The following is a 12,555-nucleotide window of genomic DNA, read 5'->3' as shown; positions in this document are numbered from 1 at the left end:
GCTCCTTTTAAGCCTGCCAGGGATGAATAACAACACCTTGTACGACGCGATTAACGGTACCGCTGGCGGAAGGTGTATCCGGAGTGTTACCCACGGCGAGAGATTGGTTAAGCGCGAAGATCTGGGCATACATCAGGAAGCAGAAAGCCAGTTCGACATCGCTGAAACGGCGTGATGGCGGGATGATGATATGCGGGCCTGCCTCGATAACAGGATCGGTTCCTGCGGCGATGGCCACTATCCACATGGCCTGGCGATCGCGACGCAACTCAGCGAGAAGATCCAGATCGTACTGGCGGGTATAAGGGTGGTTGGAGATAAACATCACCACCAACGTTTCGTTATTCACCAGTGATTTAGGGCCGTGACGGAAGCCGGTAGGCGAGTCATAAAATGCGGTTAGCTTACCTGCCGTGAGCTCAAGTACTTTCAGGGCGGATTCGCGCGCAGCGCCCTGTAGCCCGCCACTACCGAGGTAAACGATCCTTTTCCACGCTTCGTTGCCGAAAACCCCAGCGTTAACATCGAGCAGCGAGTTAAGAATCGTCTGGCAGCAGTCAGCGACATCGCTGAATGTATGGCTATTAATGAGGTTGGGTGCAAACACTGCAAGGCAGCTGGCCATCATGGTGGTAATACTGCTGGTCATCGCAAAGCCGCGATCGTGAGTTTCTGGCGGCATTAATAGCGGCAGAGCGTTGTCGCTATCCAGCGCGGTTTGATACAGGCTACCTGCTTCGTTGCAGGTAATGGGTAAGTGATAACACTCTGTAACAAACTGATTCGCCAATTTCACTGCGGCCACGCTCTCCGGGCTATTACCTGAACGGGCGAATGAGACCAGCAGCAGTGGATGTGCGGGATCCAGATAATCCATCGGATTGGTCACCAGATCGGTAGTTGGAACGGCGCTAAAATTTTTACCGCTATGACGGGATAACCATGGCGCAATGATGTCGCCAATAAATGCTGAAGTTCCAGCGCCGGTAAGGACGATACGGAGATCGTTTTTTCGTAGTAGCGGCGTGAGAAAGCCGTCAATCTCCGCTCGTAAACGATCGATATGCTTTAAAGATTGGATCCAGCTGCCTGGTTGCTGGCGGATCTCTTCTTCGGTCCAGGTACCAGTGGTTGATGGCGCAGGGGTGTATCTTTCTGACATAACGCAATCCTTATGGTGATGATTTCCGCTTTCGGTGTGGGCTAATGCAAGTCTTTCGTTTCGTTTCACTTTGACTTGCTTTTAATGTGTTAAAATTTACATGAAAGAAATCGAAAGCTCAATGATGTGATTAACAATAAAACGAAAATAGCGATGCTTTGGCGTTATTTTTTACGTAACAAATTGAAATCATATGGTTTTTATTTGGATATGCTGTGAACTAAAAAGAAAGGAAAAGAAAGGTCTGCAGGCAAGCTGCAGACCAGAGGAGATAAGTGAACTTAAAGCGAAAACGCTTCGCCGCGGATCCAAATGTTTTCCACCCGCAGCTCGTTATCAACTGCAATCATGTCGGCCATTTTTCCCGGCTGTAACGATCCTAATTGCCGATCCAGCCCTAATAGACGCGCCGGGTGTAGAGAAGCCATATGTATAGCCCGTTCAGCCGTCATCCCGGGTAATGAACTGATGGTGCGCACGGCGGAATCCAGTGACAGGGTACTCCCCGCCAGGCTACCGCTGAGGGTACGAACGATCCCATCACGCATTTCTACCCTTTCGCCACATAAGGTGTAATTACCGTCAGGCATACCCGCCGCCTGCATAGCGTCGGTTATCAGCACGATACGATCTCCAGCGCAACGGCAACATAGCTGCATTGCCGCAGGATGTACGTGATGACCGTCGGCAATAAGTTCAAGCCAGGCGCGGTTATCGGTTAATCCAGCGCCGACCATGCCAGGTTCGCGATGATGTAAACCGCTCATGCCGTTGTAACAATGCACCAGGCCATCTGCACCGGCATCGAAGGCGGAACAGGTTTGTTCCCAGGTTGCCGCACTATGACCCAGCATCACCCGTACACCTTGCCGTTTGAGATGACGGATCGCCTGCAGTGCCCCCTCTTTTTCCGGGGCAAGGGCGACGACGCGTAGCGTCTCGCGAGAAACCGCAATCAACCGATCGAATTCGGCAAGATCCAGTTCTCTGAACCATTGTGCCGGATGAGCGCCTTTATGCGGCGGCGTGAAGTAGGGGCCTTCAAGATAGCTGCCAAGAATTTGCGCTCCCGGACCGCCTGCGTGAACGCGTCGCGCAATACGTTCCAGCGTCGCATGGATTTCCGCTAACGGCGCGGTGACGGTGGTCGGCAACCAGTTGGCGACCCCCTCACGCGCTTTATGTTTCGCAAGGAGGTCTAACGTATCCGGTGCGTCATCCATGACATCTACGCCTGCGCCGCCGTGGACATGAATATCGATATATGCGGGACACAGCAGCTCGGCGTCGCGAGTGAGAACACCCGCGGGGATCGGCTCCAGCGCCACGATAACGTCATTTTCAAACCGTAGCTGATGGTCATCAAGCCAGCCTTGCTCTGTGAGTAAGCGCCTGGCGCGCAGTATGCGGCTCATATACCTTCCTCAACAGCATGATCTTCCCGGCAGCGTCCCAGCTCATCGACCAGACAGGTTAATCCGCGATGACCGCATTCCAGTGCCTGAAGACGAAAGGCTTCGCTGGTTAATCCTTCTCGTTCCAGCACCATCTCCAGCAGTAGCTGCAGGTTAGTGCCGGTAATGACTTCTCGTCCGCGTTTTTGCATCGCCAGCGTGGAGGCGACGCGAAATGGCGTGCCGCCAAGTAAATCAGTCAGAAAAACAATATCTTCTTCGCCATCCAGCTCGTTTACCGCCTGCTCCAGCTGTGCGGTCAGCAGGGCGGTCGTGGAGGATTCAGGAAAATCTATCGCAATGAATTGCGACTGTTCGCCAAGGATCTGTTTCATTGCCTTTTCCATGCCGCTGGCAAATCCGCCATGCCCGGTCAAAATGATTCCTAACATCGAAAACCTCTTAGCGTTACAGGAAGTGACAGAATTTACCTACAATGCCCAGCGCGACGGTGATGCCGATAAGGCGGAGCGGGCTCCAGCCGCGGCGCACCAGCCAGAACATCACCAGGGTATAAACTAGCGGTAAAAAGGCGGGCATCAGCTTATCGATGACATCCGTTTGCAGTTTAACCACGGCATCGCCGGCAGTGATTTCAAGCGTTGTGCTTAAACGAACATAAGTCGCTACCAGCGCGCCAATCACCGTCATCCCGACGATAGAGGCGGCATGGCCGACTTTTTTGGTATTGGCTTTAATGAGCGGAATCGCCGCTACCCCCATTCGGTAGGCATAGTGCGCCAGACCGAAGCGCAGGCCGAGATGGACCACGTTGAACAGAACGATAAAAACAACCGCGCCGAGGATCGACCCTTGTAGCGCCAGGCTGGCGCCAATGCCGCCGCAAATCGGCAATAGCGTTAACCAGAACATAGCATCGCCGATACCGCCGAGCGGCGCGCCAACGGCGATTTTGGTGTTCTGGATACTGTTAACGTCCTGCTTCGAGCGCTCCATCGCCAGAATTATGCCGATGACAAAGGTCACGAGGAACGGATGGGTATTAAAGAAGCCCATATGTCCTTTCATTGCCCGTGCCAGATCGCGCGGATTAGTGTGGATTTTCTTTAATGCCGGCAATAGTCCGTACAGCCAGCCGGAAGCCTGCATACGTTCGTAGTTGAAGGACGCCTGTAATAGCATTGAACGCCAGGCCACCCGATTAATGTCTTTTCTTGTCAGGTCGGCCCCAATGCTTTGATCTTCATAAACGTTTTCATTAACGCCAGTGAGCAGCGTCGTTTCGCTTTCGGCCACGTTGGGCAGCGTGTGTTGATTAGATGCCATCTTCGAATTCCTCTTTAGGCGCAGCAGGTTGAGTCGGTTCGGGAGATTTGCGTAGCAGGTCGATAAGCGCCATGGCCAGCGCGGCGGCAGCAATGGCTAACACCGGGAGCTTGAGCCAGGCCGCCGCGACGAACCCGATGATGAAATAGGGGATATAGACGTTTTTCATCATGATTTTTAGCAGTACGGCAAAACCGATTGCCGGCATGATGCCGCCAGCGACGCCAAGGCCATCGATTAGGCGCTCAGGGAGCACATCTATTGCGGTTTTGGCGTGTTCTGCGCCGAAGTAGATAGGCAGAAAAGCACAGAGAAAATAAAAGGTACCTAATGCCAGCAACGCCAGGTAATTCACACGCTCAATACCGCGGGTATCGGCATTTGCCGCCATGCGATCGCAGCGCGACATAACCCCTGACATCACTGAGAAAAGGAACGTTATCCCCATCTGAACCGCGACGGCGAAGGGGACCGCAACGCCGACGGCGACGTCGGGTTTAACGCCGGTGGTAATAGCGAAGGTGGTGCCGACAATGGTCCCGATAATGACGTTCGGCGGTTGCGCGCCAGCCAGTGGCGCCAGACCCATCCACACCAGCTCCAGCGTGCCGCCGGTTAATATACCGGTATGAAGATCGCCGAGGATCAGGCCCACTAAGGGGCCAAGGACCACCGGACGATGCATATGGGTTAAACCGTTGAACATATCCAGACCGGCGATAAAGGCAAGGATACCCAATGCAATGGCTTGAAAAAGCGAAATTTCCATGGCGAGCCCCTTAGAGCAGTTTATAAAGATCCATTGCCGGTTCTGTCGGAACTCCTTGAATGAAGCACTCAACGCCGGCGGATTTCAGACCGTTAAAGGCGGCAATATCATTGCCGTCGACAGAGACGGTTTTGGCAATTTGTCGTTTCCCGTCGGCGTAGTGCATATTGCCGACGTTGATGCGCGATACCGGCACCCCGCCGGAAACCAGCGTCAGAAAATCGGCGGGCGATTTACATACCAGCAATATTTTTTGCCGATCGGCGGCGCGATGAATGTTGTCGATGACTTTTTGCAACGACCAGAAGCGCACGGCAATCCCCTCTGCCAGCACCATCTCCATCAGGTTCTGTTGTACGGGGTCTTCAGCAACCTCGTCATTGGCAACAAGGACCAGATTCGCCCCCGCGAAACCGACCCACTGCACACCAACCTGGCCGTGGATTAAACGTTCATCAATGCGACTTAACACAATATTTGGCATCGCCGTTTCCTCTTCGTTGTTATCCGTTATGAGATGTCATGCCCTGACAGGCGTCATGGTATTGCTGCAAGATGTCCTGGACGTGGCTAATGATGAGTTCATGCGGCGTAGCGCTGAGCGCCCCCTCGCGAACTTTTACGTACTGTAAAGGCAGATACTGGCTAATGAGCGGAAGCGGAATGGCTTCATCGGCCAGATTGCGCACCAGATGCGCTAAAGCGGTGTCTATCTGGCTGTCCGGCCAGTAGTAGCGAACGCGATCGGAATAGCTGTAGCCGCGTGCTAACCGCCGTGCGTGGCCATCGCCGTGGTAGTGGCTTTGCCAGTATTCCGGACGATCGAGCATGACGTTTTCCAGTACCATGCGTAATCCCGAACAGGATTTTGCCGGTACGATTTCTTCTTCAATCGCTGCTAAAGCGAAAAGCGCTTCACGCAGCGCGAAAGTCAACGCCGGGCCGACTTTCAAAATCGCGAAATGATCGACTACCAGTTGGCGTAGCGCATGCGGGGTCTGATAATCCGTGGAATGCGCTTCAAAGAGCAATGTGGCATAGTCTTCTACCATAGCGCTGAGGGATTTTGCTTTTTCAGATTCGTAATCAATGACTTGTGCATGATCGAATTCCACGCCAGGCTGTACCACGAGCGCGATAATTCGCGGCCAAATACCCTCAAGCCCCACACTGGTAAAGGCGACCCTGTGTGCATCGAGAGTGGCGCGAGCCGCATCCGGGGTGGTGACTTGTAGGGTGTTGAGGGTTTCGTGAGCGCCACCGGGCACGGGAACCTCAGTGCCGATAACGTAAACGAGATCCGATTTGCCTTTCAGGGCAATACAGGTTTCTTCTGCGATTTTTGCCAGCCTTGCGGCGCGTTCAGCGACAAGGTCATCGGTTAAGGGAATGGGATCGTCTTTGCATGACATACTGCAATCGAGGTGGATTTTTTTAAACCCGGCGGCGACATAGCTTTTAATCAGATCGTCGGCGTGGGCCATGGCTTGTGCGACCGGAAGATGTTGCCAGCGGTTTGGCCCCAGATGATCGCCGCCGAGGATGAGCCCGTCGCGGGGGAACCCCAGTGTATCGGCAAGATGATAGATAAAGCCGCAGAAATCAGCGGGGGTCATACCGGTATAACCGCCAAACTGATCAACCTGATTGGAGGTCGCTTCAACGAGCAGGGGCGTATGGTTTGCCTGGGCAAAACGAATGGCGGACTCCAGTACCAGTGGATGCGCGGAGCACACCGCGTAAATACCATTCGCTTCACCCTGTTTGTGTCGCACCACCAATTGTGTAAGATGTTTCACTTTCCTCTCCAGGTCAGAAATCAACGATTCGATCTTTCGTTTTGTTTCGCTTTATAGTGCTTCAGCGTGCTTTAAAAATAAAACGAAAGATAATAGTTTTCCGATCTGTTTCACAAAAGAAACATAATGAAAGCTTTCAGCACGGTGTGGTTCCTTTTTTGCCGTGCCAATAGCGCTTGCATTCTGCTAAAAGAAAGGCGTTAATAGTCAAAACGAAATGAAACGAAAGATACAGCCAAGGATATTGTTATGAACAGCAGCGAGTCATCTGCCGAAAAGCGCATTGCGGGAACAAGTGAAAGGCGTGAGCAGATCATCCAGCGGTTGCGACAGCAGGGAAGCGTCCAGGTTAATGACCTGGCGGAGGCGTATGGTGTATCGACGGTCACGATACGCAACGATCTGGCGTTTCTGGAAAAACAGGGCATTGCGGTGCGAGCATACGGCGGCGCGCTGATTTGCGATAGTCATACTCCAGGCGTTGAACCTTCAGTTGAAGATAAAAGCGCGCTTAATACGGCCATCAAACGCCAAATTGCCAGCGCCGCCGCTGAGCTGATAAAACCGGGACACCGAATTATTCTCGACTCAGGCACTACCACCTGTGAAATCGCGCGCCAGCTCCGACAGCATAGCGATGTTATCGCGATGACTAATGGAATGAATGTCGCCAACGCGTTGTTAGAAGCTGAAGGCGTAGAATTACTGATGACGGGGGGGCACCTGCGTCGCCAGTCGCAGTCATTCTATGGCGATCAGGCTGAGCAGTCCTTGCAGAACTACCACTTTGATATGCTTTTCCTCGGGGTGGATGCGATAGATCTGGAACGTGGGATCAGCACTCATAATGAGGATGAAGCCCGCCTGAACCGTAAAATGTGCGAAGTCGCGGAGTGTATCGTCGTTGTGACTGATTCCAGTAAATTCAATCGTTCCAGTTTACATAAAATCATCGATACGCAGCGCATTGATATCATTATTGTCGATGACGGGATTCCGCAAGAAAGTCTGGAGGGGTTACGTAAGGGCGGTATTGACGTTATTCTCGTCAAATCATAATTCGGTGTAAGTTGCCAGCCGGGGTATGCTCTATAACCCGACTGGCGATAGACGCTGACTTTTAGGGTCACGTCACCGGCGCCGGGTTAAACACCGCCAGCTGGTTATGCAGACCCCATTGATCGGAGAAGGTTTTCTTACGTCCGCTGGCGACGTCGAGAATGAACTCGAACAGTTTCTGCCCAACCTCCTCAATCGTCTCTTCGCCGGTCGCGATAGTACCGGCATTGATATCCATTAAGTCGTACCAGCGGTTGGCAAGCTCGGTACGGGTCGCCATTTTTATCACCGGTACCGCCATTAGGCCGTAAGGGGTGCCGCGCCCGGTGGTGAATACCTGAACGGTAATGCCGGAAGCCACCTGTTGAGTGCCGCAGACAAAATCGCTGGCCGGCGTCGCCGCATAGATAAGCCCGCGTTTCGTCGGGCGCTGACCCGGCGAAAGGACTTCGACGATGGCGCTTTTACCTGATTTGGCAATCGAACCCAATGCTTTTTCCACTACGTTCGCCAGACCGCCTTTCTTATTACCCGGTGACGGGTTGGCGCTGCGGTCGGTTTTCCCCAGCTCCAGATAGTTATCGTACCAGGCCATCTCTTCCAGCAGGCGCTTGCCGACTTCTTCGTTGATGGCGCGCGGTGTTAACAGATGGATAGCATCGCGAACCTCGGTCACTTCCGAGAACATTACTGTCGCGCCGCAGCGTACCAGCAGATCTGAGGCATAGCCCACCGCCGGGTTGGCGGTCACGCCGGAGAAGGCGTCGCTGCCGCCGCACTGCATACCGACCACTAAGTCCGAAGCCGGGCAGGTCTCACGCTGACGAGCATTGAGTTTGGCCAGGTGGCGCTCGGCAACCTGCAGAATATCATCGACCATCGATTTAAAGCCGACATGCTGTTCGTCCTGCAAACGCACTACGCTTGCGCTATCGACGGCGATCGGCTGCACGTCTTCGGTTCCCTGCAGCAGACGTTCCGGCTGCAGCTTTTCACAGCCCAGACCAATCACCATCACCTCACCGCCAAAGTTGGGGTTCAGCGCGATATTGTGGATGGTGCGAATCGGTACGATCGCCGCCGGGGCGTTAATCGCCACGCCGCAGCCGTACAGATGGTTTAGGCCGACCACGCCGTCGACGTTGGGGTATTTTGGGAGCAGATCGCGTTCGATGATCTTGACCACATAATCCACCACACCGGCGACGCAGTGCACGCTGGTGCTGATCCCCAGCAAATTCTTAGTTCCCACGCTGCCATCGGCATTGCGATAGCCTTCAAAAGTGTATCCTTCCAGTGGCGGCAGCGGTTCCGGGACTTTGGTCGCCAGCGGTAAGGTGTTGAGCGGCGGCGCGGTCGGCAGCTCAACCAACGACTCATCAATCCAGCTTCCCTTTGGTATATCGCGAACGGCGAAGCCAATCACTTCGCCGTAGCGGATGATTTCACCATGGGCAGGAATATCGACAAGGGCGACTTTATGACCTTGCGGGATATGTTCAACGAGGGTCAGGCCATCCGGAAAACGCGTTCCGGCGGGTAAACCGCGATCGTTAACAATAATCGCCACATTATCGGTAGGGTGCACTTTTATATAAAACGCCGTCGGCGACTGTTGTCGAATCTCAATCTCAGCCATTGTCCAGTGTTCTCCAGAACGGTGCTAATAATAAAAATAAAACGTTAATTCAGCTTGTGCCTATCAGAATGATGAAATACAGAATGTCAGGAGTTATAGCAGCAAAATGTGATCTTGGTCACTGCTTGCGGTGACGGTTGCCAGCATTGAACGGCAATCCTAAGAACTGTGGATTAGCGCCCATAACCTATGGCATTTGCATAACGAAAATGATTATTAAAGCGCTTATATTGTGATTATGCATAGTGCCTGGTCACGGTGGGATGATTATACTGAGTCATGTTTTGCGGTGTTCGATATGAGAATAAATAGCCCGCTTAAAAAATAATAAAGGTATTCTTTTTCAGAAAAATATCTAAATGTTCAAGGGTAAAAGAAAATAGGCATCGGTTCGCTATTTAATTCTGCAAATTATATTTGTGGTTGGCGAGATTAAACGTATAGAACAGCAGAAGTAAGCAACGATTAACCCAAGGTAAAATCATGGATAACGCAATTTTCCCGAACAAATTTAAGGCCGCGCTGGCGGCCCACCAGGTACAAATCGGCTGCTGGTGCGCTCTGGCGAATCCGATTAGCACCGAGGTATTAGGGCTTGCTGGTTTCGACTGGCTGGTGCTTGACGCGGAGCATGCGCCGAATGATGTGACCACACTTATCCCGCAACTGATGGCGTTGAAGGGCAGCCACAGCGCGCCGGTGGTCCGCGTGCCGACCAATGAACCGATTATCATCAAGCGCATGCTGGACATCGGTTTCTACAACTTCCTCGTGCCGTTTGTCGAAACCGCTGAACAGGCGGCGCAGGCGGTAGCATCGACCCGCTATCCGCCGGAAGGCATCCGCGGGGTCTCCGTTTCTCATCGCGGCAATATGTTCGGCATCGTACCGGACTACTTCACTCAGTCGAATAACAACATCGCCATTCTGGTGCAAATTGAGAGCCAGACCGGGGTGGACAATGTCGACGCGATCGCCGCGACCGAGGGCGTTGATGGCCTTTTCGTGGGGCCAAGCGACCTGGCCGCAGCATTAGGCCATCTGGGCAATGCCGCACATCCTGACGTCCAGCGCGCCATCCAGCATATCTTCGCCAGCGCGAAGAAACACGGTAAGCCGAGCGGCATTCTTGCACCGGTGGAAGCCGATGCGCGCCGCTATCTGGAGTGGGGCGCGACCTTCGTCGCCGTCGGTAGCGATTTAGGTGTCTTCCGTTCAGCAACCCAGAAACTTGCTGATTCTTTTAAAAAATAATCACCAGGATGAAGAGAGAGAACATTATGACAATCAAAGTGGGTTTTATTGGTCTTGGCATCATGGGCAAGCCGATGAGCAAAAATTTGCTGAAGGCGGGTTATTCGCTGGTGGTATCCGACCGTAACCCCGAAGCCATTGCTGACGTGATTGCCGCGGGCGCAGAGACTGCGAGCACGGCGAAGGCCATTGCTGAGCAGTGCGATGTAATTATCACCATGCTGCCAAACTCTCCGCACGTGAAAGACGTTGCGTTGGGTGAAAACGGCATTATCGAAGGCGCGAAACCGGGCACCGTGGTGATTGATATGAGCTCCATTGCGCCGCTGGCGAGTCGCGAAATCAGCGAAGCGCTGAAGGCCAAAGGCATCGATATGCTGGATGCGCCGGTGAGCGGCGGCGAACCCAAAGCGATCGACGGCACCCTGTCGGTGATGGTTGGCGGCGACAAGGCGATTTTCGATAAATACTACGACCTGATGAAAGCGATGGCGGGATCCGTGGTGCATACCGGCGAGATTGGCGCAGGCAACGTCACCAAGTTGGCCAACCAGGTGATTGTGGCGCTGAACATCGCGGCAATGTCGGAGGCGTTAACTCTGGCCACCAAAGCCGGCGTTAACCCGGAACTGGTTTATCAGGCGATTCGTGGCGGCCTGGCAGGTAGCACCGTGCTCGATGCTAAAGCGCCGATGGTGATGGATCGCAACTTCAAACCGGGCTTCCGTATCGATCTGCATATTAAAGATCTGGCCAATGCGCTGGATACGTCTCACGGCGTCGGCGCCCAGCTACCGCTGACGGCGGCGGTGATGGAGATGATGCAGGCGCTGCGCGCGGATGGCCTGGGCACCGCTGACCATAGCGCTCTGGCGTGTTACTACGAAAAACTGGCGAAAGTGGAAGTGACTCGTTAACAAGAAGGGCGTGTTCCCGCGCCCTGTCATTCTTGCCTTGCGCGGCACAGTCAGGCGACATAACTATGAAAATCGTAATTGCCCCAGACTCTTATAAAGAAAGCCTTTCTGCCAGCGAGGTAGCTCAGGCGATAGAAAAAGGATTTCGGGAAATTTTCCCCGATGCGCAATATGTTTCTGTTCCGCTTGCCGATGGCGGCGAGGGAACGGTTGAAGCCATGATTGCCGCCACGCAGGGTACGGCGCATACGGCGCTGGTCACCGGGCCGCTGGGGGAAAAAGTGAATGCCCGCTGGGGCATGTCCGGGGACGGCAAAACCGCATTTATTGAGATGGCCGCGGCCAGCGGGCTGGGACTGGTGCCGCCTGAGAAACGTAATCCTCTGATCACCACTTCTCGCGGTACCGGCGAGCTGATTTTACAGGCGCTGGAGCACGGCGCGACCAGCATCATTATCGGCATCGGCGGTAGCGCGACCAATGACGGCGGCGCCGGGATGATGCAGGCGCTGGGCGCAAAGCTCTGTGATGCCAACGGCAGCGACATCGGTAATGGCGGTGGTTCCCTTAACTGCCTGAATTCAATTGATGTTTCGTCCATGGACCCACGTCTTAAACACTGTGCTATTCGCGTGGCTTGCGACGTGACAAATCCGTTGATTGGCGAACAGGGGGCATCGCGCATTTTTGGCCCACAAAAAGGGGCGACCGAAGCGCTCATTGTCGAGCTTGATAATAATCTTGCCCACTACGCCTCGGTTATCAAAAAATCGCTGCGCGTGGAGGTGAAAGATGTCCCCGGTGCCGGAGCGGCGGGGGGAATGGGGGCCGCGCTAATGGCTTTTCTGGGGGCTGAACTGCGCAGCGGGATTGAGATTGTGACGACGGCGCTTAATCTGGAAGAACATATTCACGACTGCACGCTGGTGGTAACCGGCGAAGGGCGACTCGATAGCCAGAGCATCAACGGCAAAGTACCGGTTGGCGTAGCCAATGTGGCGAAGAAATACCATAAACCGGTGATTGCTATTGCCGGCAGTCTGACCCGCGATGTCGGCGTGGTACATCAATATGGCATCGAAGCGGTGTTCAGCGTACTGACCAGCATCGGCTCGCTGGAAGAGGCATTCCGCGGCGCATTCGACAATATTTATCGCGCTTCGCGAAATATTGCCGCGACGCTGGCGATCGGAATGCGTTGTGCGGGGTGACAAA

General features: G+C 53.9%; 12 protein-coding genes. 4 read left to right on the top strand and 8 right to left on the bottom strand.

What is annotated here, in order from left to right:
- Positions 1 to 7: 7 nt before the first annotated feature.
- The 7 genes from EAE_RS04205 to kbaZ all read right to left on the bottom strand — a co-directional run bounded on the left by EAE_RS04205 (position 8) and on the right by kbaZ (position 6,471).
- Complete coding sequence (locus tag EAE_RS04205) at positions 8 to 1,162, bottom strand: SIS domain-containing protein (protein WP_015703584.1); 1,155 nt, start codon at positions 1,160 to 1,162, stop codon at positions 8 to 10.
- A gap of 281 nt (positions 1,163 to 1,443) precedes the next feature.
- Positions 1,444 to 2,577, bottom strand: coding sequence for an N-acetylglucosamine-6-phosphate deacetylase (gene nagA / locus EAE_RS04200; RefSeq protein ID WP_015703583.1), 1,134 nt, complete (start codon positions 2,575 to 2,577; stop codon positions 1,444 to 1,446).
- Positions 2,574 to 3,008 carry a PTS galactosamine/N-acetylgalactosamine transporter subunit IIA gene (gene agaF / locus EAE_RS04195; RefSeq protein ID WP_015369552.1) on the bottom strand — a complete coding sequence of 145 codons (435 nt, stop codon included), beginning with the start codon at positions 3,006 to 3,008 and terminating at the stop codon, positions 2,574 to 2,576. The genes nagA and agaF overlap by 4 nt, the downstream gene beginning before the upstream one ends.
- 16 nt (positions 3,009 to 3,024) lie before the next feature.
- The gene (gene agaE, locus EAE_RS04190) at positions 3,025 to 3,903 is read right to left on the bottom strand and encodes a PTS N-acetylgalactosamine transporter subunit IID (protein ID WP_015369553.1); all 879 of its coding nucleotides are present in this window, start codon (positions 3,901 to 3,903) and stop codon (positions 3,025 to 3,027) included.
- Entirely contained in the window at positions 3,893 to 4,672 is a 780-nt protein-coding gene (gene agaW, locus EAE_RS04185) for a PTS N-acetylgalactosamine transporter subunit IIC (protein WP_015369554.1), read from the bottom strand. Before agaW ends, agaE begins: the two co-directional genes overlap by 11 nt.
- 10 nt (positions 4,673 to 4,682) lie before the next feature.
- Entirely contained in the window at positions 4,683 to 5,156 is a 474-nt protein-coding gene (agaV, locus tag EAE_RS04180; protein WP_015369555.1) for a PTS N-acetylgalactosamine transporter subunit IIB, read from the bottom strand.
- A 19-nt stretch (positions 5,157 to 5,175) separates the two neighbouring features.
- Positions 5,176 to 6,471 carry a tagatose-bisphosphate aldolase subunit KbaZ gene (kbaZ, locus tag EAE_RS04175; RefSeq protein ID WP_032709229.1) on the bottom strand — a complete coding sequence of 432 codons (1,296 nt, stop codon included), beginning with the start codon at positions 6,469 to 6,471 and terminating at the stop codon, positions 5,176 to 5,178.
- 249 nt (positions 6,472 to 6,720) lie between these two features.
- On the opposite strand from kbaZ, the gene EAE_RS04170 reads away from it, so the two are divergent.
- Positions 6,721 to 7,530: a DeoR family transcriptional regulator gene (locus EAE_RS04170; RefSeq protein WP_015703580.1), complete on the top strand. Its 810-nt coding sequence runs from the start codon at positions 6,721 to 6,723 to the stop codon at positions 7,528 to 7,530.
- 67 nt (positions 7,531 to 7,597) lie between these two features.
- On the opposite strand, the gene garD is transcribed toward EAE_RS04170, so the two are convergent.
- Complete coding sequence (garD, locus tag EAE_RS04165) at positions 7,598 to 9,169, bottom strand: galactarate dehydratase (protein ID WP_015703579.1); 1,572 nt, start codon at positions 9,167 to 9,169, stop codon at positions 7,598 to 7,600.
- Positions 9,170 to 9,652: 483 nt separating this feature from the next.
- Here garD and garL point away from each other — a divergent pair, with 483 nt between their 5' ends.
- The 3 genes from garL to garK all read left to right on the top strand — a co-directional run bounded on the left by garL (position 9,653) and on the right by garK (position 12,551).
- Positions 9,653 to 10,423, top strand: coding sequence for a 2-dehydro-3-deoxyglucarate aldolase (gene garL, locus EAE_RS04160; protein ID WP_015703578.1), 771 nt, complete (start codon positions 9,653 to 9,655; stop codon positions 10,421 to 10,423).
- A gap of 26 nt (positions 10,424 to 10,449) precedes the next feature.
- Positions 10,450 to 11,340: a 2-hydroxy-3-oxopropionate reductase gene (gene garR / locus EAE_RS04155; RefSeq protein WP_015369560.1), complete on the top strand. Its 891-nt coding sequence runs from the start codon at positions 10,450 to 10,452 to the stop codon at positions 11,338 to 11,340.
- Between the two features lie 65 nt (positions 11,341 to 11,405).
- On the top strand, positions 11,406 to 12,551 hold the full coding sequence (gene garK, locus EAE_RS04150) for a glycerate 2-kinase (RefSeq protein WP_015703577.1): 1,146 nt from the start codon (positions 11,406 to 11,408) through the stop codon (positions 12,549 to 12,551).
- Positions 12,552 to 12,555 lie beyond the last annotated feature (4 nt).

The sequence above is a fragment of the Klebsiella aerogenes KCTC 2190 genome (assembly GCF_000215745.1).
GTDB classification, from domain to species: domain Bacteria; phylum Pseudomonadota; class Gammaproteobacteria; order Enterobacterales; family Enterobacteriaceae; genus Klebsiella; species Klebsiella aerogenes.
This window is presented reverse-complemented; position numbering and strand designations above follow the sequence as displayed.

Coding starts and splice junctions, on each gene's coding strand:
- nagA (WP_015703583.1), bottom strand. CDS start 2,577: ATGAGCCGCATACTGCGCGCCAGGCGCTTACTCACAGAGCAAGGCTGG.
- garK (WP_015703577.1), top strand. CDS start 11,406: ATGAAAATCGTAATTGCCCCAGACTCTTATAAAGAAAGCCTTTCTGCC.
- garD (WP_015703579.1), bottom strand. CDS start 9,169: ATGGCTGAGATTGAGATTCGACAACAGTCGCCGACGGCGTTTTATATA.
- agaW (WP_015369554.1), bottom strand. CDS start 4,672: ATGGAAATTTCGCTTTTTCAAGCCATTGCATTGGGTATCCTTGCCTTT.
- agaF (WP_015369552.1), bottom strand. CDS start 3,008: ATGTTAGGAATCATTTTGACCGGGCATGGCGGATTTGCCAGCGGCATG.
- agaV (WP_015369555.1), bottom strand. CDS start 5,156: ATGCCAAATATTGTGTTAAGTCGCATTGATGAACGTTTAATCCACGGC.
- agaE (WP_015369553.1), bottom strand. CDS start 3,903: ATGGCATCTAATCAACACACGCTGCCCAACGTGGCCGAAAGCGAAACG.
- garL (WP_015703578.1), top strand. CDS start 9,653: ATGGATAACGCAATTTTCCCGAACAAATTTAAGGCCGCGCTGGCGGCC.
- garR (WP_015369560.1), top strand. CDS start 10,450: ATGACAATCAAAGTGGGTTTTATTGGTCTTGGCATCATGGGCAAGCCG.
- EAE_RS04205 (WP_015703584.1), bottom strand. CDS start 1,162: ATGTCAGAAAGATACACCCCTGCGCCATCAACCACTGGTACCTGGACC.
- EAE_RS04170 (WP_015703580.1), top strand. CDS start 6,721: ATGAACAGCAGCGAGTCATCTGCCGAAAAGCGCATTGCGGGAACAAGT.